Raw genomic sequence first — 21,102 nt, forward strand, 5'->3', positions numbered from 1 at the left:
GAATTCAGACTATTGGGATCCGTGGAGCTCGTGGTAGATGGCAAGACCATCGATCTGGGTCCGTCCAAACAGCGCGGCATTATCGCGGCGATGCTCGCGGAGCCGGAACGCCCGATCTCGACCGAAGCCCTGGTGGACCGGGTGTGGGATGATCCACCGGACACCGTCCGGCATTCGGTGTACACCTATATGACGCGGCTGCGCCGGATATTGCGCACGGCAACCGCATATTCCGAGGAAACGGCGGCGATCGGCCGCACCGTCGGCGGCTATCGACTCGACGTCGATCCCAATCGGATAGATCTTTTCGAATTCCGCCGACTGTTGAACCGATCTCGGGCAATGGATGCCAACCATCCCGATCGCGCCGACCTGCTGGCATCGGCCCTCGCCAGCTGGCGCGGCGAACCGCTGGCCGGGCTGGACAGTGATTGGGCCCTGCGCTTCCGGGAAAGCCTGCGCCAGCTCCGCCACGAGGCGCTCGTCGAATGGGCGGATGCCAGTCTGCGCCTCGGCCAGCTGAAAGTGGTGGCCGCCGAACTACGCAAGGCGCTGTTGGAGAGTCCGCTCGCCGATGATCTACACCAGCGCCTACTGACCGCCTACTATCTGGATAACCGCGGCGCAGAGGCACTTTCGCACTACGACCGCATGCGACGCCGCTTCGCCGCCGAACTCGGTGTCGATCCCGGCCCACGGCTGCGCGAACTGCACGAACTGCTGCTGGGTAGGCAGGAGTCCAATACCACTGTGGTGATGCCGATTTCGCCCCGTCATGCCGCACCGACTCTTCCCGCGAACACTTTTCGCGGCCGTACCACCGAAATCGCCTGCATCCAGCGGACACTCGCAGAGCCGAGCGCACCCGCCGTTCTGATCACCGGCGGCCCGGGAATCGGCAAGTCCGCCTTGGCGGATCACCTGACGAACCTACTGCGTGACCGCTTCCCCGACGGCGTGCTACACGTGGATCTGGGCGGTACCACCACCCCCGCCGCCTCGTCGGACGTACTCGAACAGCTACTCCATCAGCTCGAAATCACCCACATCCCAACCGATCTCGCTGCCCGCCGCGCTCGCTACCTGGACGCCCTATCCGAACGGCGCATGCTGGTGGTCCTCGACGACGCCGCCACCGACACGCAACTCACCCCCTTACTCCCGGTCGGCCCGCAGAGCGCGACCCTCGTCACCAGCCGAATCTCGCTGGGCCCACCCAACATTCATCGCGTAGTACTGAACGAGCTGTCCATGAGCGAAAGCATCGAGGTTCTGGAAGCCGTCCTCGGCCCCGACCGGGTCCGGGCCGAGGAATGGGCCGTCAGCGCCCTGACCCGCTGCTGCTCCGGCATCCCCCTGGCGCTGCGAGCCGTCGCCGCCCGCCTGACCGCCCGCCCCCACTGGACCATCGTCGAACAACTCGGCCGAATGTCCGACGAAGAACAACGCCTCAACGAATTCACCTACGGCCCTTACGACATCCGCCGCAGCCTCGCGGCAACGGTAGACCGCCTGACCCCCACCACCGCCGCCGTCTACCACCACCTGGGCACCGTCCTAACCCCCCGCGAACTCTTCAACTCGGTAGCCCTCCCCACCGGTACCGACCTATCCGCCCTCAACGAACTGCTCGCCGCCCACTTGATCTCCGTGGCCCCCTCCCCCAACACCAGCCACCTCCACTACACAATGCTCGAAATCCATCGCCTATACGCCAAACAATTGGCCACCCGGGCACTTGTCGCCGATCCGCCCGAAGCCATCCTGGCCTGATCCACGACTTGTATCGCGGCAGTCGTCACCGGCCGGAAGTTGTCGTTTCCGCGGAACTGCACCGACGAGAGCCGTCCAGGGCCACGGCCGCGAGTGGGCGAGCCAAGATGGGGGTCCGGGGGCGAAGCCCGCCGGGTGGGGTGTGGGGGCTTCGCCCCCACAAAACACGACGAAACGAGAAACGGCTCATGCTCTCCGTGAGCATGAGCCGCCTATCGAGTGAAGTGGAGCTGCCGGGAATCGAACCCGGGTCCTCCGCCGTGTCTTCAGGGCTTCTCCGTGTGCAGTTCGCTAGGTCTCTACTTGGATCTCCGGGTCTCGCGAACAAGCTCGGATGACGATCCCAGTCACTGTTGGATGTCCCGTCCGGCTCCGCGACCGAGTCGGACGGTAATTCCCTCTAGCTGATGCCAGTACCCGGGTCGAGGGACGAACCCGGACTGACAGAGACGCCTGCTACTTAGGCAGCGAGGGCGTACTCGCGCTGATTGGAATCGGCGCTTAATTGGTTGCAACGACGCTTACGGTGGTCTCTTGCCTGCACCGACACGCTTCCCCTGAATCAACGTACGCAGTCGAAACCGTTCAGCCCCGTACGTCCCGACACCTTGTCGGGCTAGTTATGTTAACACTCGGCCATGGCGGGTTCATTCCATTATTCCCATAACCGATTTCAGGCCTCTGACCTGCCCGGAAGCAGAGTCGGGCGCAGCACGCGGCGATGTCACTGCCGCCCATCCAGCCCCATCAGTCGCTCCTGCATGCCGCGCTCACGACCCCGGCGAAGCGATCAGGCCGCCGCGATCAACCCGACCGAGCCGAGTGCCAGCATCATCCCGACCTGCTGCTGTCGGCCGACCCGCTCACCGAGCAGGACCATTGCGAGCAGGACGGTCGCAGCCGGATACAGCGAACCGATCACACTGACCAGCGACAGCATCGAGCCATGGAAGGCGTACAGCAGCGCGGCATTCGCGATGGTGTCCAGCACCGCGATATAGGCCGCCAACCGCAGTGGTTCACCGCGCAGCGGCTGGAACTCCCCTGCCGATAACGCGATCAGCCAGACCATCGGACTTGCCGCGCCGCGTTGGGCCAGCAGCGGCCAGACCCCGGCGCTCGCGTGGGTTTCGTGTAGGAAGACGAAGGCGAGTCCGAAGGCCGCGCCCGAGCCGATGGTGAGCAACGCGACTTTTCTGGTGAACCGCAGCTCACGCCCGCCGGTGATCTCTTCGGTGACATCATCGGGCGATTCTCGGCTGACCAGGTATACCGCGCCGAGTGCGAACACGATGCCAGCAATGGCGAGCGGGCCGGGGCGCTCGCCGATCACCAGGCCGACCAATACCGGAATTCCCGCGACCAACAGCGCCGTCAGCGGCGACACCACCGCCATCGGGCCGCTGGCCAGCGCGGCATAGAACCACCAGACCGCGAGGCCGCTCGCCACACCGGCCGCCAGTCCCCACAGCATCGATGCGGTGTCGGGGGTGCCACCGATCAGCGGTAGCAGCACAAGGACGAACAGCGTCGACATCGGATAGGAGACGATCACGACGCGCAGGGCGGTCACCCGCCGCGACGCCACACCACCGAAGAAATCGCTCACGCCGTAGCCCACCGCGGCCACCAGCGCCAGTAGCACGGTCAACGCATGCCTTTAATGCGCCGTCCCAGCTCGCGGGTGACCTCGCGCTCGGCGGTGCGCTTGGCCATATCCTGCCGCTTGTCGTAGTCCTGCTTACCCTTGGCCAACGCCAGCTCGACCTTGACCTTGCCGTCGGAGAAGTACATCGATAGCGGCACCAGCGTCTGATTGCCCTCACGCGATTTGCCGACCAGCCGCTCGATTTCGCGCTTGTGCAGCAGCAGCTTGCGCACCCGTCGCGGTGAGTGGTTGGTCCAGGTGCCGTGGCTGAACTCCGGAATGTGCAGGCCGCGCAGCCACACCTCGCCGTTGTCGACGGTCGCGAAGGCGTCCACCAGCGAGGCCTTACCCTCGCGCAGACTCTTGACCTCGGTACCGACCAGCGCGATCCCGGCCTCGTAGGTGTCCAGGATCGTGTAGTTGTGCCGCGCCCGGCGGTTGGTCGCGATGACCTTGCGCCCCGTTTCCTTCATAACGGTCAACTTTAAGTGACTCGGCAACCGGATTATTCCGCGCCCGCTTCCGCTAGCCCCCTGGCCGGACCAGGAGGTACAGCACGAGCACCGCAATGAAGGCCGCGACCAGCAATAGCGTGGTCACACGCGGCAGACCGCGTGGACGCGGTGGCGGCGGCGGGCGATGGCGCAGCCAGACCGAATCCACCGCGGGGTCGTGGGTGCCGCGGCGATAGGGCGGCGTATCGCCGGGGTCGCTCGGTGGGGAGCCGCCGAGGTCGGGCCCGTCGTCGGCGGGGCGGTGATCACCGGATGCCATAGCGTGCACGGTAGCCGCCGCAACGGTCCGATGCCGCGCAATTCCGTTGCGATTCAGGCAAGTCGACGCGCGAACGCCTCGGTGGCGGCGCCGCTGGCGAGATCGACGGTGACCACGGTCAGGTCGGCGCTGCTCGCGGTGAGGTCCATGATCATGAAGCCGAGCTCGTGATAGTTCTCGAAGAGCGCGGCATTGCCGGAGCCGCCGGGATTCAGCTTCGGTTCGGCGGCTACGGTTTTGGCGGCCGCGCCGGAGATCAGCTGGCGGGTGCCCTTCGATGCGGGGGTCGGCTCGAGCACCTGGAGCGAGTGATCGTGGCCGGACAGGATGAAGTGGCAGTTGCCGACGATATGGTCGTCGAAGAACCGCTTCGCGTGGATGCCATTGATGGGTGCTACGGACAGCCCCTCGTAGCGGCCAGCGTCACCGTGCGGACCGTTGTTGAGATAGGGGTGGTGGGTGCAGGCGATCTTCCATTTGGCGGGTGATTCGGCGATGGCGCGATCGAGCCAGGCGCGCTGCTCGTTCATGAACTGACCGTCGACCTCCCAGTACGGTGCGAAAACCGGCGGCACGTACGAGGCGAGCGGATTCACATCGAGGACGAAGAACTCGACCACCGGCTGCTGCTCGGGCACCCGAACCGAGTAGTACCGGCTCGGCATCCACCAGCGCGGCGAATTCGCGTGGTACTCGACCTCATTGTTGCCGCGCAAAAGCCAGCCACCGTCACCGCCGAGGACCGAACTGTTGTCGTGATTGCCGAGCACCATCAGCCACGGGAAATCGAGTCCCGCATTGGGGGTTTCGAATTTCTCGGCGAACTGGACGTCGACCGCGCTGTTCGGGCCGCTCTCGTAGATATTGTCACCGAGCCCGAGGGCGAGTGAAAACGGTTGGCGGCGATGGTAATCCCGCATGGCATCGGCTACGGCCCATTGGGTGCGAGTGCCGGTGCCCGCGTCGCCGGTGATCAGCAGGCGCACGCTACGGTCGGTTGGAAAGTCGAATTTGGTGACGCCCGGGGCGACCGGAACCGCATCGGCGGGCGCTAGGCCGACCAGCGATACACCCGCCGCAGCGGCGGCCGCGCCCGCCAGAAATCCACGTCGCCCGATCGGATTGTCGTTCATGCCCCGGCCTCTCCGGCCAGGGCAGCCAGCACACCTTCACCGTATTTCGCCAGCTTGTTCTCACCGACGCCGCCGACCGTGCCGAGTTCGGACAGGTTCGCGGGCCTGCGGGCGACGATCTCACGCAACGTCGCGTCATGGAAGACGACGTAGGCGGGCACACCCTGTTCCTTGGCCGTCGCGGCCCGCCACGCGCGCAATTTCTCGAAGACCGGCACGTCCGCGGGCGCCAGATCGACGGCCGGTGACTTGCCCTTCGCCGTCTTGACCGCCCTGGCCGGTTTCGGCGCGCGCTCGGGCTCGCGCCGCAGCAATACTTCCCTACCGTCGAACAGCACCTCATTGCTCGCCTCGGTGAGGGTGAGCACCCCGTAGTCGCCGTGTACGGTCAGCAGACCCTGTGCAAGCAATTGCCTTACGACACCGCGCCATTCGACATCGCGCAGATCGGTGCCGATCCCGAAGACCTTCAGCTCATGGTGCTCATATTGCAACACTTTGGGATTCGATTTGCCGAGCAGAATGTCGACGATATGCCCCGCACCGAAGCTCTGTCCGCGTTCACGTTTCAGGCGCAGCACCGTGGACAGCACCTTCTGCGCGGGCACTGTACCGTCCCAGGACTGCGGCGGAGTCAGGCAGGTATCGCAGTTACCGCAGGCCTGTCCGGGCTGCCCGAAGTACGCCAGCAGCTGGGTCCGCCTGCAGGACACCGTTTCACACAGTGCGAGCATCGCGTCCAGATGCAACTGGAGCTGTCTGCGATGCGCGGCGTCGCCATCGGAGGAGTCGATCATCTTGCGCTGCTGCACCACATCGGCGAGCCCGTAGACCATCCAGGCGGTCGACGGCAGTCCGTCGCGACCCGCGCGCCCGGTCTCCTGGTAGTAGCCCTCCACCGACTTCGGCAGATCGAGATGGGCGACGAAGCGCACATCCGGCTTGTCGATGCCCATGCCGAACGCGATGGTGGCGACCACGATGAGGCCGTCTTCGCGCAGGAACCGCGCCTGGTTGGCGGCGCGGGTGCGCGAATCCAGGCCCGCGTGATACGGAACCGCGGCGACGCCGTTCTCGGTGAGGAAGGCCGCGGTCTTCTCCACCGAATTGCGCGACAGGCAGTAGACGATGCCCGCGTCCCCGGCATGTTCGGCCTTGATGAACTCCAGCAACTGCTGATCCGGCCGGTTCTTGGGTTCGATCCGGTATTGGATGTTCGGCCGGTCGAAGCTGGCGACGAAGCGCCGGGCGGAGCCGAGGTCGAGCCGCTCGACGATCTCGTCGCTGGTCTTGGCCGTCGCGGTCGCGGTGAGCGCGATGCGCGGCACTTCCGGCCAGCGCTCGTGCAGCATCGACAGGGCCAGATAGTCGGGACGGAAGTCGTGACCCCACTGCGAGACGCAGTGCGCCTCGTCGATGGCGAACAGCGCCACCTTGCCGCGATCCAGCAGGGCGGCGGTCGATTCCAGGCGCAGCCGCTCCGGGGCGAGGTAGAGCAGGTCCAACTCCCCCGCGACGAATTGCGCCTCCACCATCCGGCGCTCATCCGGGAACTGGGTGGAGTTCAGGAATCCGGCACGCACGCCGAGCGCACTGAGCGCATCCACCTGATCCTGCATCAATGCGATCAGCGGCGATACCACCACACCGACACCGGGACGCACCAGCGCGGGCACCTGATAACACAGCGACTTACCGCCGCCGGTCGGCATCAGCACCAGTGCGTCCCCGCCGCCGATCACATGCTCGACGATCTCCCGCTGATCGCCACGGAAGCTGTCGTAGCCGAATACCCGGCGTAGAACTTCTTGTGCCGCACCGGATTCGGCGACCGGGTCGCCGTCGGTCAGAACAGCCGCGAAAGCATCGGGGGATTCCACGCGGCCCATCCTACGAGCGCGGTCGGACAACTGAACCCCTACATCGGCGCGGATCGCAGGTGCCGCGCCGAGTACTCCACCTGTGGATAACAGAATTCGTCCTAGTCGCGGACGTAGTACCGCAGGGTGCCATAGGCCGTTATCGCGGCGAATACGATGCCCAGTGGCGCGACGGTCAGCGAGACCAGGGCGATGTCCTCACCGGTGATGTGCGGGAAGACGTTGCTGTTGAACAGCGCGCCCAGCCCCCGATTCACCACCAACGGCTGCGCGAGGAACAGGCCGACGACCGCCAGCAGCGAACCCGCCAGCGCCGCGACCACCGCCTCCAACAGGAACGGCAACTGGGTATACCAGCGCGTCGCGCCGACCATCCGCATGATGCCGACCTCTTCTCGCCTGCTGAACGCCGCGATCTGCACCATATTCGCGATCAGCAGCAGCGCGGCCAATGCCTGCAGTCCCGCCAGGGCGAATGCCGCGTTCCGCAGCCCGTCGAACACCCCGACCAGTCGGTCCACGGTGTCCTTATCGTTGAGCACGCTCTGGATGCCGGGCTTATCGCGGAAGGTCTGGTAGATCCGCGGATACTGGTCGGCATCGGTCATCTTCACGCGCAATGACGCGGGCAGCCGGGTGTCCTTGATCATGTCCAGCATTTCCGGCTGATCCTTGAAGGTCACCTCGGTGGCTTCCTTCATCGCCTCGTCGCTGTTGATGAACTGGACCGAGACCACGCCATCGGTCTTCTTCAGATCCTGCATCAGCAGCTGACACGGTTCCCGGGAGCAGTCCGTATCGGTCGCCGAGACCAGGTCGGAGAGGTAGAGCCGGATCTCGACCCGGTCCATGAAGTAGTTCTGGGTCTTATCCGCGATCCGCAGGGCGAGCAGACCGCCGCCGAGCATGGTCAGCGATACCGCGGTGGTCAGGATCATCGCGATGGTCATGGTGACATTGCGACGCAGGCCGGTGATGACCTCGTTGAACAGGAATCCAGCGCGCATTACCGACCCACCCCGTAGACGCCGATCGCTTCATCGCGAATCAGACGGCCGCGGTCCAACTCCACCACCCGCTTGCGCATCGCGTCGACAATGTGATTGTCGTGGGTCGCCATCACCACGGTGGTGCCGATCCGGTTGATCCGCTCCAGCAGCAGCATGATGTCGCCACTGGTGTCCGGATCGAGGTTGCCGGTCGGCTCGTCGGCGAGCAGGACCAGCGGCCGGTTCACAAAGGCCCTGGCGATCGCCACGCGCTGCTGCTCACCACCGGACAGTTCATGCGGCAGCCGGTCGGCCTTGCCGCCGAGCCCGACCATATCGAGCACCTCGGGCACCGTCCGGTCGATGAACTGGCGCCGTTTGCCGATCACCTCCAGCGCGAATGCAACATTCTGCGCGACGGTCTTCTGCTGTAGCAGCCGGAAGTCCTGGAAGACGCAACCCATGCGCTGACGCAACTTCGGCACCTTCCGTCCGGGTAGCCGGTCGACCCGGAAATCGGCGACCCGAATCTCGCCCGCGGTCGGGGCCTCCTCCTTGAGCAGCAGTCGCATGAAGGTCGACTTGCCCGAACCGGACGGGCCGATGATGAAGACGAACTCGCCTTTACCCACATCGACGGTGACGTTGTCCAGCGCGGGTCGCGTCGAGGTCTGATACGACTTGGTCACGTTCCGCATAGCGATCACGGCTAGCCAGTGTAACCAGCAACCGCCGCGCAGCCACCGCTACATCATGGTCAATGCCCGGGGATAGCCGTATTCACCACTGCGGGAACGATGTTGAGTTTCTCGGGCGATTGCACGATCGGTTGATCGGGCTTGACGAACAGGTACAACACGAACGTGGCGATCCAAGTTGCCAGCAGGATCGCCGTGGATCTACGTGGTCTCACTGATTCCCTCCCGGCGCAGCGCCGCGGCGACTCGCACCCGCAACTCGCGACCGACTTCGAATTGTTTGCCTGGCAACGTTCTAGCAACCATTCGGATGTTCATCTGGTCCACTGTCAGATCTTCGACACCCATTACGGTGGGCTCGTCCAGCAGCAGCGGCTTCAACTTTCGGTCCTCGTACGCCCTTGTACCGACCTCGTGCAGGATCTCGTTGACCCGGGTGATATCGGCGCTGGCCGCGACCGGTACATCGATGGCAGCGCGCGCCCAATCCTTCGACAGATTCGTGACTTTCACGATCTGGCCGTTGGGCACGGTGATCACCTCACCATCGGCATTGCGCAGTGTGGTGATCCGCAACGTGACGTCCTCGACCGTACCCTCGGCCTGCTCCGCGGATCCAGTTACGGCGATGCGAACCACATCACCGAATCCATACTGCCGCTCGGTGATCAGGAAGAATCCGGCCAGAATGTCCTGCACAATGCGCTGCGCGCCGAAACCGAGCGCGGCGCCGAGCACGGCCGCTGGCGCAACCAGGCCAGTGACACCGAAGCCGAACCGGCGCAGCACCTCGATGCCGACCAGGACGTAGACGATCGTCAATATCACCCAGGTGACGACCTGGGCCAGCGCATGCCGGTGCTTGGCCGCCTCGGAGCGCACCAGGGCATCGCTGCTGCGGAAGCTCGCGTCGATCCTGCGGGTGATCCGGTCTCTGATAAAGGTGGCGAACCGGCTGAACAGCATCGCCCCGAGGATGTACAGGACGATCTCTAGACCGGAGGAACGCAGCCAGGTGGTGAAGTCGGTGGACGTGGAGAAGGCCTGGGGTACGTCCAACTAGCTCGCCTGCTCTCGCATTCGCCAACGAATTCCGGATTCGATGAAACCATCGATATCACCGTCGAGCACGGCACTCGGATTGTTGACTTCGTAGTTGGTGCGCAGATCCTTGACCATCTGGTACGGGTGCAGCACATAGGAGCGCATCTGGTTGCCCCAGGACGCACCCTCGTTGGTCTTGAGCGCGTCCATTTCGGCGCGCTCCTCCAGTCGCTTGCGCTCCAGCAGTTTGGCCTGCAGCACGCGCATGGCCGAAATCTTGTTCTGCAGCTGGGATTTCTCGTTCTGACAGGTGACCACGATGCCGGTGGGGATATGCGTGAGCCGCACGGCCGAGTCGGTGGTGTTGACGCTCTGACCGCCCGGACCCGATGAGCGGTACACGTCGACGCGCACCTCGCCCTCCGGAATCTCGATGTGGTCGGTGGTCTCGACCACCGGCAGCACCTCGACCTCGGCGAAGGAGGTCTGGCGGCGGCCCTGGTTGTCGAATGGGCTGATCCGGACCAGCCGGTGCGTGCCCATCTCCACCGAGAGGGTGCCGTAGGCGTAGGGCGACTTCACCGCGAAGGTGGCGCTCTTGATACCCGCCTCTTCGGCATAGGAGGTGTCGTAGACCTCGACGGCGTACTTGTGCCGGTCGGCCCAGCGGATGTACATGCGCATCAGCATCTCGGCCCAGTCGGCGGCGTCCACACCACCCGCGCCGGAGCGAATGTTGACCAGCGCCTCGCGCTTGTCGTATTCGCCGGAGAGCAGGGTACGGACCTCCATTGCCTCCACATCGCCGTGCAGTGTGGCCCGTTCGGCATCGGCGTCGGCGAGCGCGGCCACCCTGGCCTCGCCCTCCTCTTCTTCCGCCAATTCATAGAGCACCGACAGATCGTCGAGCCGCTGCCGCAGTTCCTCGACCCGGCGCAACTCGCTCTGGGCATGCGACAGCTCACTGGTGACCCGCTGCGCGTGCTCCTGGTTGTTCCACAGATCGGGATCGACGGCCTGGTGCTCGAGCTCATCGATCCGTCGACGCAGCTCCTCGACATCGAGGACCGACTCGACGGTCTTAAGAGTTGCGTCGAGTTCGGCGATATCAGCGGAAACGTCAGGATGCACGATGCTCAAGCCTACTGGGCGCGGTTGAGACGGTGAAATACACGGGCACCTGGCGGCGCCGGTGGCGCTCCCGACACCTGCCTCGGCCGACGGCCGACGCATGCGCTTTTCGCGCGAACACGGCGGAGACGGCCCGTTTCGGCGGAAAAGTGCGTGCTCAGAGCCATCGACGTCGGGGCGACGGAGCCGTCGTCAGCCGGAAACGGCGCGCAGCCCACCCGGGCGGCGACCGGCGAGGGCATCCAGCGCGGCGGCGGTGACATCGTCGGCGGGGAGGTAGACGATCAGTTGCTGATCGTCGTCGGCGGAGAGTTCGAGGGTTTCGTAGGTGAGGCGCAGCGCGCCCGCCTCGGGGTGGCTCAGGCGGGTGGTGCCGGTGGCGGCGGCGAGGCTGGGGACGGATTCGACGCGGCGGGTGAACTCGGTACCGGCGGCGACGGTGAGTTCGTCGGCCAGGGCCGCGATATGCGGATCGGCACGGAACGGGCCATGTTTCAGCGCGGCGACCAGCTCGTCGGCGATGTGGTCCCAGTCGGGATAGGCGGCGCGGGCGCGCGGGTCGGTGAAGACGAATAGCGCGAGATTGGCGCGGTGCGCATCGTCGAGCAGTCCGATCGGTGCCATCAGGCGCTCATAGCCCTCGGTCCAGGCGAGCACCTCCCGCAGCCGGTTGACGACCAGTGCGGGCGCGGGCTCGAGGCGATCGAGAATGGCGCGCACCGTGGCGCGCACCTCGCGCGGCGGCTGGGCGCCGCCCATGCAGCTGAATCCGGGATCGGCCCCCTTGATGAGCCGGTGCAGGTGGACGCGTTCGCTCGGCGCCAAGCCGAGTGCGTCGGCGAGTGCGGACACCACCGAAGGAGACGGTCGGCGGTCGCGGCCCTGTTCGAGTCGCGTGATGTATTCGACACTCACTCCGGCCAGGGTGGCCAGTTCGGCGCGGCGCAGGCCGGGGGTGCGGCGGCGCGGTCCGGTGGGCAGCCCGACCTGGGCCGGCGTCACCGCTTCACGGCGGGTGCGCAGGAACAAGCCCAACTCGTTATTACTCACGATTCGACGGTACAAGCGCGGTCGGCGCGGAGGGTGTCCCTGCCACTACCACTCCTCGCGCGGTCTTCCTGGTCGCGACGCCGGGCAGCAGATTTGGACTCGAACAACCTCGTGATCGAAGGAGAACACCATGTCCACGTTGAAGCTCGCGGTGATCATCGGCAGTGTCCGGGAGGGACGCTTCGCACCGGCCGTCGCCTCCTGGTTCGTCGAGCAGGCCACCCGCCACGGCGCATTCGAGGTCGACCTCATCGACCTCGCCGAGGCCGAACTGCCACTGGCGCTGCCCGCGGTCTCCCCCATGATGGAGCCCGATCCGGAGCGCCCGGCCGGAATGACCGACCTCACCAGGCGACTCGGCGAAGCCGACGCATTCGTCATCCTGACCCCCGACTACAACCGCAGCTACCCGGCGTCGCTGAAAGCGGCCATCGACTGGCACTTCACCCAATGGGATCGCAAGGCAATCGGTTTCGTCGGCTACAGCGGCGCGAGCGGCGGCCTGCTCGCCATCGAACACCTGCGCCAGGTCTTCAACGAACTCAATGCCCACACCATCCGCAACTACGTCACCTTCCCCCGCTACTACCTGCTCTTCGACGCCGAAGGCAAGCTCCTCGAACCAGCGGAACCCGCCGCGGCCGCAACGGCCATGCTCGACCAATTGCACTGGTGGGCAACCGCTCTCACCGCTGCCCGCTCCGCCGCCGCCTAACAACCGCCCGAGCGCCCCTGCCACACCCACGCACCGCTCGTGCACAGACTGGACACCGGCCGCCCCATGGAATGGCGGCCGGTCGGCAGGGATGTCGGCCAGCCGGGCCGGACGGAGATGACGCATTGCTCGTGACTACCTCGCACGCAGTACGGCCTATCTCCGCTGACCGCCCTGACATGGCAGTGACAGGACATCCCGGACACTGACGGGTCGGTCGATGAGTGTTTGTCGATGGGCCAGAGATTGTCACGATGGAGCAGAGGCTTGCCGCGGTGTTCGCTTATGTTGCTGCTGGGCGTGCGACGGTGGTCAGGTGTGTGTCGATCTATGCGGCAAGTTCGGAGGTGTGGGCCTGGGGCACTCGCGCAGGTCTGACCGACAACCGCGGCGTTGCCGAGCTGCCGACGGACGAGCGCGCGTGCCAGGGTGACGTCCTGTCCGGAGGGGTGGTGGGCTGGGGATAGGGTTCGGGGGTGGCTGATTACTCGTCCGATCTCGAACTTGCTCTGCGCTTGGCCGATGTGGCCGATGGGATTACCCGGGCGCGGTTCGGTGCGCTGGATCTGAAGGTGGATTCGAAGCCGGATCTGACGCCGGTTTCGGATGCGGATCTGGCGGTGGAGCAGGCGATTCGGGAGGTGCTCACGCAGCAGCGGCCCGAGGATTCGGTGCTCGGTGAGGAGTTCGGCGGCGATGTCGAGTTCACCGGACGCCAGTGGGTGATCGATCCGATCGATGGCACCAAGAACTTCGTGCGCGGGGTGCCGATCTGGGCCACATTGATCTCGCTGCTCGAAGACGGCGTTCCGGTGGTCGGCGTCGTGAGCGCACCCGCACTGACCCGGCGCTGGTGGGCCGCGGCCGGTTCCGGCGCCTTCGCCAGCTTCGATTCCGATGCGCCGAAACCGATCTCGGTCTCCGCCGTCAGCGACCTCGGCTCCGCCAGCCTCGCCTTCTCCAGCCTCTCCGGCTGGCACGAACGCGGCCTCCGCGAAAAATTCCTCGATCTCACCGACAACGTCTGGCGCGTCCGCGGCTACGGCGACTTCTTCAGCTACTGCCTCCTAGCCGAGGGCGCAGTAGACATAGCCACCGAACCCGAAGTCTCCCTCTGGGACCTGGCCGCCCTCGACATCCTCATCCGAGAAGCAGGCGGCCACTTCACCTCCCTAACCGGCACCCCCGGCCCCCACAACGGCAACGCCCTAGCCACCAACACCCTCCTCCACCCCCAAGCCCTCTCCCACCTCCACCCCTGATCCATCGAGAATGCGCTCATGCAGGCAAACGTCGAGTGACCACCCGCATCAGCGCATTCTCACCGAATGGGTGGTGGTGGTTTCGGTTGGGGGGTGGGGGGTTTAGCGTCTTGGGTCGGCGGGGGTCAGGTCGATTCCGGGGGGTGGGCGTAGGCGGCGCAGGGTGCCGTCCATGCTGGTGACGTATAGGGACCAGGTGTTGGCGTCTCGGGCGATTCGTACGGAGGTGGCGCCGTCCGGGGGAGTGCGGAGCGGGGCGGGTTTGATCAGGCCGGTGATGATCGTGCAGGCGGTGCCGGTGGCGGGGTCGATCTGATAGACGGCGCCCTGGATGTGGTCGGCGACGAAGAGTTGGTCGGCGCGGGTGGCTTCCATATCGTCGGGCAGCGCGATCATATTGGGGGCACCGGTGACGACGGTCGGGTTGTTCGGGTTATCGAGCGGGACGCGGAAGACGCGCAGGGTCATATTGTCGGTGTAGATCGACTTACCGTCGGGGGCGAGTGCGAGTCCGTTCGTCCACGGCAGGTTGGACCAGCCCTTTGTGTACTCCCCTGTCGACGGCCGGTACCGCGAGATACCGGTGGCCGGGCCGGAGATCCCGATTGTGGCGAACAACAGGTCACCGTCGGGTAGTTCCAGAAGTCCGTTCGGACCGGACAGCTCCGTGAGCAGAATCGTCACCGCACCGGTGTCGATGTCATAGCGCCGCAAGGTGCCCGGCGCCTCCGCCAGACCATCGCCGGTGAGGAAGTAGACGGACCGCCCGACGACGCGCACTCCGGCCGGGTGATCCAGCCCGGTGACCAGCTTCTCGAACGTGCCAGCGGCATCGACATGAGCGAGGTACCCGTCCTGAATCCCGGTGACATAGAAACCGCCAGCACCGTCGGTATCGAGATTCTCCAGATTCCCGACCCCGCTGACGATCGTCGATACGTCCCAGCCATCCGCACACGATCCGGCGGGCGTCTGCGCCTCGGCCGAACCTCCGGTAACGATGCCCGCCGCAACGGCCGCTGTCAGCACCATTGCCCTTAGTCGCCGCCGCCGCGGCCGTCTTGCCATGCGGCACAACCTAACAGCCGTGCGGGCATGTCGCCCGGGGCGGACATCCCGCCCCGGGCGACTCGGCTTACGGAGTGAACAACATGCCCATCAAACTGACGATCCCGGAGACGAACTGATCGAACATGCGAATCACCATGACATCTCCTTACTTGTGCGGTGGAAAGACAGTCTCGGCAGAGGGCGCGACCGAGCGCTGCGGGCGGCACCTTGTCGACAGGAGTCGATCGATCTTCGTAGCCGGTGGGCACGCGGATGGCTCCCAAACCAATTTCTCGCAAACCAATTTCTCGGCAACCAAGGTCATTCGAGGTGACCCGTCAGCCCAGGAGTTTCGCCTGTGGCCACAGTTCGGACCAGGGCGCTCGTGGTACGCGGCAGACGAACAGCGGCTGGCCCTGTTCGTCATTGTCGATGCCGAGACCGTTGTCGATGCGACCGACGGGTTCGACCTCGGCGAAATACCGCATCAGCTGGTCACGGTCGAGGCCGACGGCGATGACCGCGGTGGCCGTATCACTGGGTGGGCCCCACCACCAGTAGGAATTGTGGCCGCTGTGCGGTGTGGGCAGTCCGTATGCGCCGCCGAAGCGCTCGATCGCGCCCGCCTCGCCGTAGTTGGCGGTGAGGATGGCGATATCGGAGCCGACCGTGGCGCGCACCTCGGCGATTCGGCGCACGAACTGTGGCCAGCCGATGGTTTCGCCCGCGTCGTAGTTGATCGCGAGCACCGGCGAATCCTTCAACTTCGCACTGGGCAATACCGGCAGGAACAGTACCGCCGACACCACCGCATTCACCGCTAGAACCGAACCGATTGCCGCCCAACGGATTCGCCGATTCGCGAGCCACTCCGCGACCGGTACGGCACCGGCCGCGAGCAGTAGCGGATACATCCCGCCCAGGTAGTACGCCTTGCCGCCGGCGATGGCGAAGACCACGAACATCAAAGCGTAGGCGACCGCGAAGGCCCGGCAGCGCGCATCCCGCCACAGACGCCGGAGCCCGAAGATCCACAGCGGCACCAATAGCGGACCCATCAGCCCGAATTGCAGAACTACGAACGCCACCGGCGAGTCCGAGGTGCCGGAGGAGCCACCCGCGATCGCCCGACTCAGCTGCCATTGTGGCCAGCCATGGTGCGCCTGCCACCACAGATATGGCAACCAGAGCACCACCGCGAGCCCGACCGCCATCGGAAAGTACTTGGTCGCGAATATCTTTCGCGGCCCCACCAAGACCAGCGCCGACACCAGCGCGCCGACCGCAAAGATCAACAGCGCCTTGTTCTGCAACCCGATCCCGACGACGAGCCCCACCCCGAGCCACCACCGCGGGTCCGTCGCCACTCGGCATCCACTCGCGTCCGCCCCCGCACCGGCGCGCTCCCCGCCTACACGTGCACTCCCACACTCCGCACCCGCACGGTCCACATCTGCACGCGCCACGCCCACGTGCGCACCCCCACACTCCGCACCCGCACGCGCCACACCCACGCGCGCACCCCCACACTCGACACTCATGCGGGCACCCCCACACTCGACACCCGCATGCTCCGCACCCCCACACTCGACACTCATGCGGGCACCCTCACACTCACCACCCGCACGCTCCACGCCCTCGCACTCCCCGGCCACACTGGCAACCTCACATTCGACACCCACACGCTCCGCACCCTCGCGCTCCACGCCCGCACACGCACCCCTACCCGCCACACCGTCACGCTCCGCACCCGAGCGCGCACCCACCAGCTTTCCGGGCCCAAGCCTCCCCCCAGCCAGCACCTCTGGATCGCGCAGCAGCCGCAGCACCAGCAGGCAGACCAACGCGAACGCCGCCATATCGAAGGACGTCGTGGTCAGCAGATGACCGACACCCAGCACCATCGCCGCACTCGCGACCGCGGCCGACGCCAACACCTGCGCCGCGCGACCACCGCCGAGTTCACGCGCCATCAGCCCCGCGGCAACGACAACCAACGTCGCCGCCGCGATCGACGGAAGACGCAGCAGCAGTAATGAATCGGCATCGATCGCCGCCATCGTGCGGGCGATTAGCGGGGTCAGTGGCGGCTGATCCGGATAGCCCCAATCGAGGTGGCGGCCAGCGGCGAGAAAGTACAGCTCATCCCGGTGATAGCCATAGCGCTCGGCAAAGGCGGCCAGTAGTGCGGCAAAGAGGACGGCGACGGCGAATAGCGGTCGCGCCGCGATTTTGGGCACTCGTCCAGCCTGACACAGTTCAGCGGCGTAGGCTGCACCTCGACGCATTTCTTACTCGGGAGTAAGATAGCCTTACTCAGGAGTAAGATAGCTGGGGACAAGACCGCACCACACCCATCCGAGAAAACAGGTGATGATGAGCACTCGAGACAGCGCAACGAAGCGAAGTCCAGACACGTCCGCGGTCGGCCTGAACCACCCCAAGCGGGACTGGATGGGCGCGGCCATGCGGGTGATGACGACCCTTACCGGTTCGGAGCTCGCCGAGAAGTACAACCTGCGCAAGCCGATCGAGCGAGTCACCTACGAAGGCACCAAGACCGGGTTCCGCACCCTCGGTGCCGCAACTCGCGCATTCGGCAAGGTTGCCGGTGGTGGCGCTCCGAAGCGCCTTGCCGACAACGAGTCCAAGAAGAAGGGCTACTTCGACCTGACCCCGAGCGACGAGCAGCAGATGATCGTCGAGACGGTGAAGGAATTCGCCGCCGAGATCCTGCGCCCGGCCGCCTACGAGGCCGACAATGCCGCCAAGGCGCCGCGCGATCTGCTCGAGCGCGCCGCCGAACTCGGCATCACCGTGATCAATGTGCCCGAGGAGTTGGAAGGCGCGGCCGCCGAGCGCGGCGCGGTCACCAACTCGATGGTCGCCGAGGCGCTCGCGCACGGCGATATGGGCCTGGCCCTGCCGATTCTCGCGCCGAGCGGTGTCGCGGTCGCCCTGTCGCAGTGGGGTACCGATGCCCAGCAGCAGACCTACCTGCCCGCCTTCACCGGCGAGAATGTGCCGCAGTCCGCGGTCGTGATCAGCGAGCCGCGCGCCCTGTTCGACCCGTTCGCACTGCAGACCAAGGCGACCCGCTCGCCGAGCGGCTTCCGCCTCAACGGTGTGAAGAGCCTCGTCCCGGCCGCCGGTGATGCCGAGCTGTTCATCATTGCCGCCGAACTCGACGGCCGCCCGGCGCTGTTCATCGTGCCGTCCGACGCCCAGGGTCTGGTCGTGGAGGCCGATCCGAGCATGGGGCTGCGGGCCGCTGGCCTCGGCCGCCTGCTGCTCGACAATGTCGCGGTCGGCGCGGACGCCATCCTCGGCGACAACGACGCCAAGACCCGCGCCGAGGAGTACGCCGACGCGGTGCGGCTGGCTCGCCTCGGCTGGGCCTCGCTCGCCATCGGTACCGGTCAGGCCGTGCTCGACTATGTGATTCCGTACGTCAACGAGCGTGAGGCGTTCGGCGAGCCGATCTCGCACCGCCAGGCAGTCGCGTTCATGGTCGCGAATATGGCAATCGAACTGGACGGCCTGCGGCTCGTGACCCTGCGGGGTGCGTCACGCGCGGAGCAGGGGCTGTCCTACGGCCGCGAGGCGGCGCTGGCCCGCAAGCTCGCCACCGATAAGGGCATGCAGATCGGTCTGGACGGCGTGCAGTTGCTCGGCGGCCACGGCTTCACCAAGGAACACCCGGTCGAGCGCTGGTACCGCGATCTGCGGGCCATCGGCGTCGCCGAAGGTGTCGTGCTCATCTAACCGGCCGGTTCCTCAACTTCCAGGAGATATTCCATGATCAATCTCGAACTCCCCAAGAAGCTGCGGGCCAGCGCCAATCAGGCCCATCAGGTCGCTCAGGAGATCTTCCGGCCGATCTCGCGCAAGTACGACCTCGGCGAGCACGAGTACCCGGTCGAGCTGGACACCATGGCCGCCATGGTCGAGGGACTGGCCGACTCCGGCACCCAGAAGATCGGCGGCGCAGCCGGTGGCCGCTCCGATTCGGACTCCCACGCCACCGAACTGCTCGGAAACACTAACGGCGGCAATATGTCCGCGCTGCTGAACGCGCTGGAGACCTCCTGGGGCGATGTCGGCCTGATGCTCTCCATCCCCTACCAGGGTCTCGGCAACGCGGCCATCGCGGCCGTCGCCACCGATGAGCAGCTGAAGCGTTTCGGCAAGGTGTGGGCCTCGATGGCGATCACTGAACCGTCCTTCGGCTCCGACTCGGCCGCCGTCACCACCACCGCCGTGCTGGATGGCGACGAGTGGGTGCTCAATGGCGAGAAGATCTTCGTGACGGCGGGCCAGCGCTCCACCCACATCGTGGTGTGGGCGTCGGTGGACCGCAGCCTCGGCCGCGCCGCGATCAAGTCGTTCGTCGTGCCCCGCGACGCTCCGGGCCTTTCGGTGGCGCGGCTCGAGCACAAGCTCGGCATCAAGGCCTCCGATACCGCGGTATTGCTGTTGCAGGACTGCCGGATTCCGAAGGACAACATCCTCGGCAGCCCGGAAGTCAATGTGGAGAAGGGTTTTGCCGGGGTCATGCAGACCTTCGACAACACCCGTCCCCTGGTCGCGGCAATGGCGGTCGGTGTCGCACGGGCGGCGCTCGAGGAACTGCGTGCCATCCTGACCGAAGCCGGTGTCGAGATCTCCTATGACATTCCGGCCAATAACCAGCACGCCGCGGCCGCCGAATTCCTGCGCATGGAAGCCGATTACGAGTCCGCCTACCTGCTCGCCCTGCGCGCGGCCTGGATGGCCGACAACAAGAAGCCGAATTCGCTCGAGGCCTCCATGTCCAAGGCCAAGGCCGGCCGCACCGGCACCGATGTCACCCTGAAGGCCATCGAATTGGCCGGTGCCATCGGCTACTCCCAGCGCACCCTGCTCGAAAAGTGGGGCCGCGACTCGAAGATCCTCGATATCTTCGAAGGCACCCAGCAGATCCAGCAGCTCATCGTCGCGCGCCGAGTGCTCGGCAAGACCAGCTCTGAGCTGAAATAGCAAGTGCCACAACAGAAATCCGGTGCGAGTCGACTTCATGACGCGCACCGGATTTCTATTTGCTGGGGTCAGCATCCACGGCTACACGCAATCTCAGGCCGTCACCAGGCCGATAGATCCCACGCTGCCGCTGCGTCATCCACGGCCTGACGGGCACGCTCATTGCTGGACGAGAGCAGATGCATGTACCCCGGAGCGTGAACTGGGGATCTTTGTGCCCTCGAACCACAACTGATGGACATCGCAGCAGCGGCACGCCGTGGCACCGAGCGGCTGCCGAAAAGTATGCGGCCTCTTCGGCTAGCGCGGGTCAGGCGCAGACGCGATTCAGTTCGTCGGTGTAGGGGTTGAGCTCTGCGACGCCGTCATCGATCAGCGCTCGAGCGTAGGCCGTGATGGCCTCCTTTTCGGCCCCCTGGGCGAAATCGCCCAGACCGGTCAGCCTCTCGGAAAGGGCTGTCGCCGTCGCCTGATCCATGGTGCCGCCACTCTGGTCGATTGCGATGTTGATCAGCTCGATGGCCTTGGCGCAGCTGGGGGATTGGGCGTACGCGGGCGTGGCTGGAAGGAAGAGTAGAGCGGCAGCAGCCGCAGTGATCGCCGTGGCGAAGGACAACGACTTGGTCATGGTTTCCCCTCGAGGTGTGAGTAATGGGCTCCCGCGCACGCAGGGGCAGCAGTATCGAGCAGCAAAGCAGCCCTTCAGGTGCGCGAGCGTCGCTTATTATGCCCACCCCATCCTGGGCACGGTGAGTGGACCAAGTCCGGCACCTCTCGGCCGGAGGTGCTCTCGCCCTACGCGATCCGGCCGACAACATGCTCTGACGAGTGCGGAAGGCCCCTAGGCCGTGTTTCGAAAGTCGGGTCACCGTAGCCACAGGTCGATGGCGGCGATGTGGACGGTAGCCAGGAAGCGGACGGCGAGTTTGTCGTATC

19 protein-coding genes and 1 other RNA gene are annotated in these 21,102 nt (G+C 65.6%); 6 read left to right on the forward strand and 14 right to left on the reverse strand.

Features of this window, described 5'->3' with window-relative positions; all coding sequences use genetic code 11:
- Positions 1–21 precede the first annotated feature (21 nt).
- Positions 22–1,773: a BTAD domain-containing putative transcriptional regulator gene (locus ABZ293_RS38740; protein WP_355189130.1), complete on the forward strand. Its 1,752-nt coding sequence runs from the start codon at positions 22–24 to the stop codon at positions 1,771–1,773.
- 222 nt (positions 1,774–1,995) lie between these two features.
- Here the strand turns inward: ABZ293_RS38740 and ssrA are convergent.
- The 11 genes from ssrA to ABZ293_RS38795 form a co-directional block, all read right to left on the reverse strand.
- Positions 1,996–2,366: a transfer-messenger RNA gene (gene ssrA / locus ABZ293_RS38745) on the reverse strand.
- A gap of 197 nt (positions 2,367–2,563) precedes the next feature.
- The gene (locus tag ABZ293_RS38750) at positions 2,564–3,424 is read right to left on the reverse strand and encodes a DMT family transporter (protein WP_355189132.1); all 861 of its coding nucleotides are present in this window, start codon (positions 3,422–3,424) and stop codon (positions 2,564–2,566) included.
- Entirely contained in the window at positions 3,421–3,894 is a 474-nt protein-coding gene (gene smpB / locus ABZ293_RS38755) for an SsrA-binding protein SmpB (RefSeq protein ID WP_354958183.1), read from the reverse strand. Before smpB ends, ABZ293_RS38750 begins: the two co-directional genes overlap by 4 nt.
- Positions 3,895–3,946: 52 nt before the next feature.
- Positions 3,947–4,195, reverse strand: a complete 249-nt coding sequence (locus ABZ293_RS38760; protein WP_354958184.1) for a hypothetical protein — start codon at positions 4,193–4,195, stop codon at positions 3,947–3,949.
- 53 nt (positions 4,196–4,248) lie between these two features.
- Entirely contained in the window at positions 4,249–5,328 is a 1,080-nt protein-coding gene (locus ABZ293_RS38765; RefSeq protein WP_355189134.1) for a metallophosphoesterase, read from the reverse strand.
- Positions 5,325–7,208 carry a DNA helicase RecQ gene (gene recQ, locus ABZ293_RS38770; protein WP_355189136.1) on the reverse strand — a complete coding sequence of 628 codons (1,884 nt, stop codon included), beginning with the start codon at positions 7,206–7,208 and terminating at the stop codon, positions 5,325–5,327. The genes ABZ293_RS38765 and recQ overlap by 4 nt, the downstream gene beginning before the upstream one ends.
- Before the next feature lie 101 nt (positions 7,209–7,309).
- Complete coding sequence (gene ftsX / locus ABZ293_RS38775) at positions 7,310–8,215, reverse strand: permease-like cell division protein FtsX (RefSeq protein WP_355189138.1); 906 nt, start codon at positions 8,213–8,215, stop codon at positions 7,310–7,312.
- Positions 8,215–8,904, reverse strand: a complete 690-nt coding sequence (ftsE, locus tag ABZ293_RS38780; protein WP_355189140.1) for a cell division ATP-binding protein FtsE — start codon at positions 8,902–8,904, stop codon at positions 8,215–8,217. Before ftsE ends, ftsX begins: the two co-directional genes overlap by 1 nt.
- Positions 8,905–9,096: 192 nt before the next feature.
- Positions 9,097–9,954 (reverse strand): mechanosensitive ion channel family protein, encoded by an 858-nt coding sequence (locus tag ABZ293_RS38785; protein ID WP_354958189.1) that lies wholly within the window; start codon positions 9,952–9,954, stop codon positions 9,097–9,099.
- Positions 9,955–11,070 (reverse strand): peptide chain release factor 2, encoded by a 1,116-nt coding sequence (gene prfB, locus ABZ293_RS38790; RefSeq protein WP_354958190.1) that lies wholly within the window; start codon positions 11,068–11,070, stop codon positions 9,955–9,957.
- A 192-nt stretch (positions 11,071–11,262) separates the two neighbouring features.
- On the reverse strand, positions 11,263–12,120 hold the full coding sequence (locus ABZ293_RS38795; RefSeq protein WP_355189142.1) for a helix-turn-helix transcriptional regulator: 858 nt from the start codon (positions 12,118–12,120) through the stop codon (positions 11,263–11,265).
- Positions 12,121–12,250: 130 nt separating this feature from the next.
- On the opposite strand from ABZ293_RS38795, the gene ABZ293_RS38800 reads away from it, so the two are divergent.
- From ABZ293_RS38800 to hisN, 3 genes are all read left to right on the forward strand, one after another.
- Positions 12,251–12,835 carry an NAD(P)H-dependent oxidoreductase gene (locus tag ABZ293_RS38800; RefSeq protein ID WP_355189144.1) on the forward strand — a complete coding sequence of 195 codons (585 nt, stop codon included), beginning with the start codon at positions 12,251–12,253 and terminating at the stop codon, positions 12,833–12,835.
- Between the two features lie 254 nt (positions 12,836–13,089).
- Positions 13,090–13,302: a hypothetical protein gene (locus ABZ293_RS38805; protein ID WP_355189146.1), complete on the forward strand. Its 213-nt coding sequence runs from the start codon at positions 13,090–13,092 to the stop codon at positions 13,300–13,302.
- 9 nt (positions 13,303–13,311) lie between these two features.
- On the forward strand, positions 13,312–14,097 hold the full coding sequence (gene hisN / locus ABZ293_RS38810; RefSeq protein WP_355189148.1) for a histidinol-phosphatase: 786 nt from the start codon (positions 13,312–13,314) through the stop codon (positions 14,095–14,097).
- Between the two features lie 102 nt (positions 14,098–14,199).
- Here the strand turns inward: hisN and ABZ293_RS38815 are convergent, their stop codons facing one another.
- Together ABZ293_RS38815 and ABZ293_RS38820 are read right to left on the reverse strand one after the other, a co-directional pair.
- On the reverse strand, positions 14,200–15,165 hold the full coding sequence (locus ABZ293_RS38815; protein ID WP_355189150.1) for an SMP-30/gluconolactonase/LRE family protein: 966 nt from the start codon (positions 15,163–15,165) through the stop codon (positions 14,200–14,202).
- Positions 15,166–15,485: 320 nt separating this feature from the next.
- Positions 15,486–17,387 (reverse strand): glycosyltransferase family 39 protein, encoded by a 1,902-nt coding sequence (locus tag ABZ293_RS38820; RefSeq protein ID WP_355189152.1) that lies wholly within the window; start codon positions 17,385–17,387, stop codon positions 15,486–15,488.
- Positions 17,388–17,520: 133 nt separating this feature from the next.
- Between ABZ293_RS38820 and ABZ293_RS38825 the strand changes: the two genes are divergently transcribed.
- Together ABZ293_RS38825 and ABZ293_RS38830 are read left to right on the forward strand one after the other, a co-directional pair.
- Positions 17,521–18,912: an acyl-CoA dehydrogenase family protein gene (locus ABZ293_RS38825; RefSeq protein ID WP_355189154.1), complete on the forward strand. Its 1,392-nt coding sequence runs from the start codon at positions 17,521–17,523 to the stop codon at positions 18,910–18,912.
- Positions 18,913–18,945: 33 nt separating this feature from the next.
- Positions 18,946–20,166 carry an acyl-CoA dehydrogenase family protein gene (locus ABZ293_RS38830; protein ID WP_355189156.1) on the forward strand — a complete coding sequence of 407 codons (1,221 nt, stop codon included), beginning with the start codon at positions 18,946–18,948 and terminating at the stop codon, positions 20,164–20,166.
- Between the two features lie 310 nt (positions 20,167–20,476).
- On the opposite strand, the gene ABZ293_RS38835 is transcribed toward ABZ293_RS38830, so the two are convergent.
- Entirely contained in the window at positions 20,477–20,794 is a 318-nt protein-coding gene (locus ABZ293_RS38835) for a hypothetical protein (protein ID WP_355189158.1), read from the reverse strand.
- Positions 20,795–21,102 lie beyond the last annotated feature (308 nt).

Source organism: Nocardia sp. NPDC005998 (assembly GCF_040614395.1).
In the GTDB taxonomy this organism is placed as follows: Bacteria; Actinomycetota; Actinomycetes; order Mycobacteriales; family Mycobacteriaceae; genus Nocardia.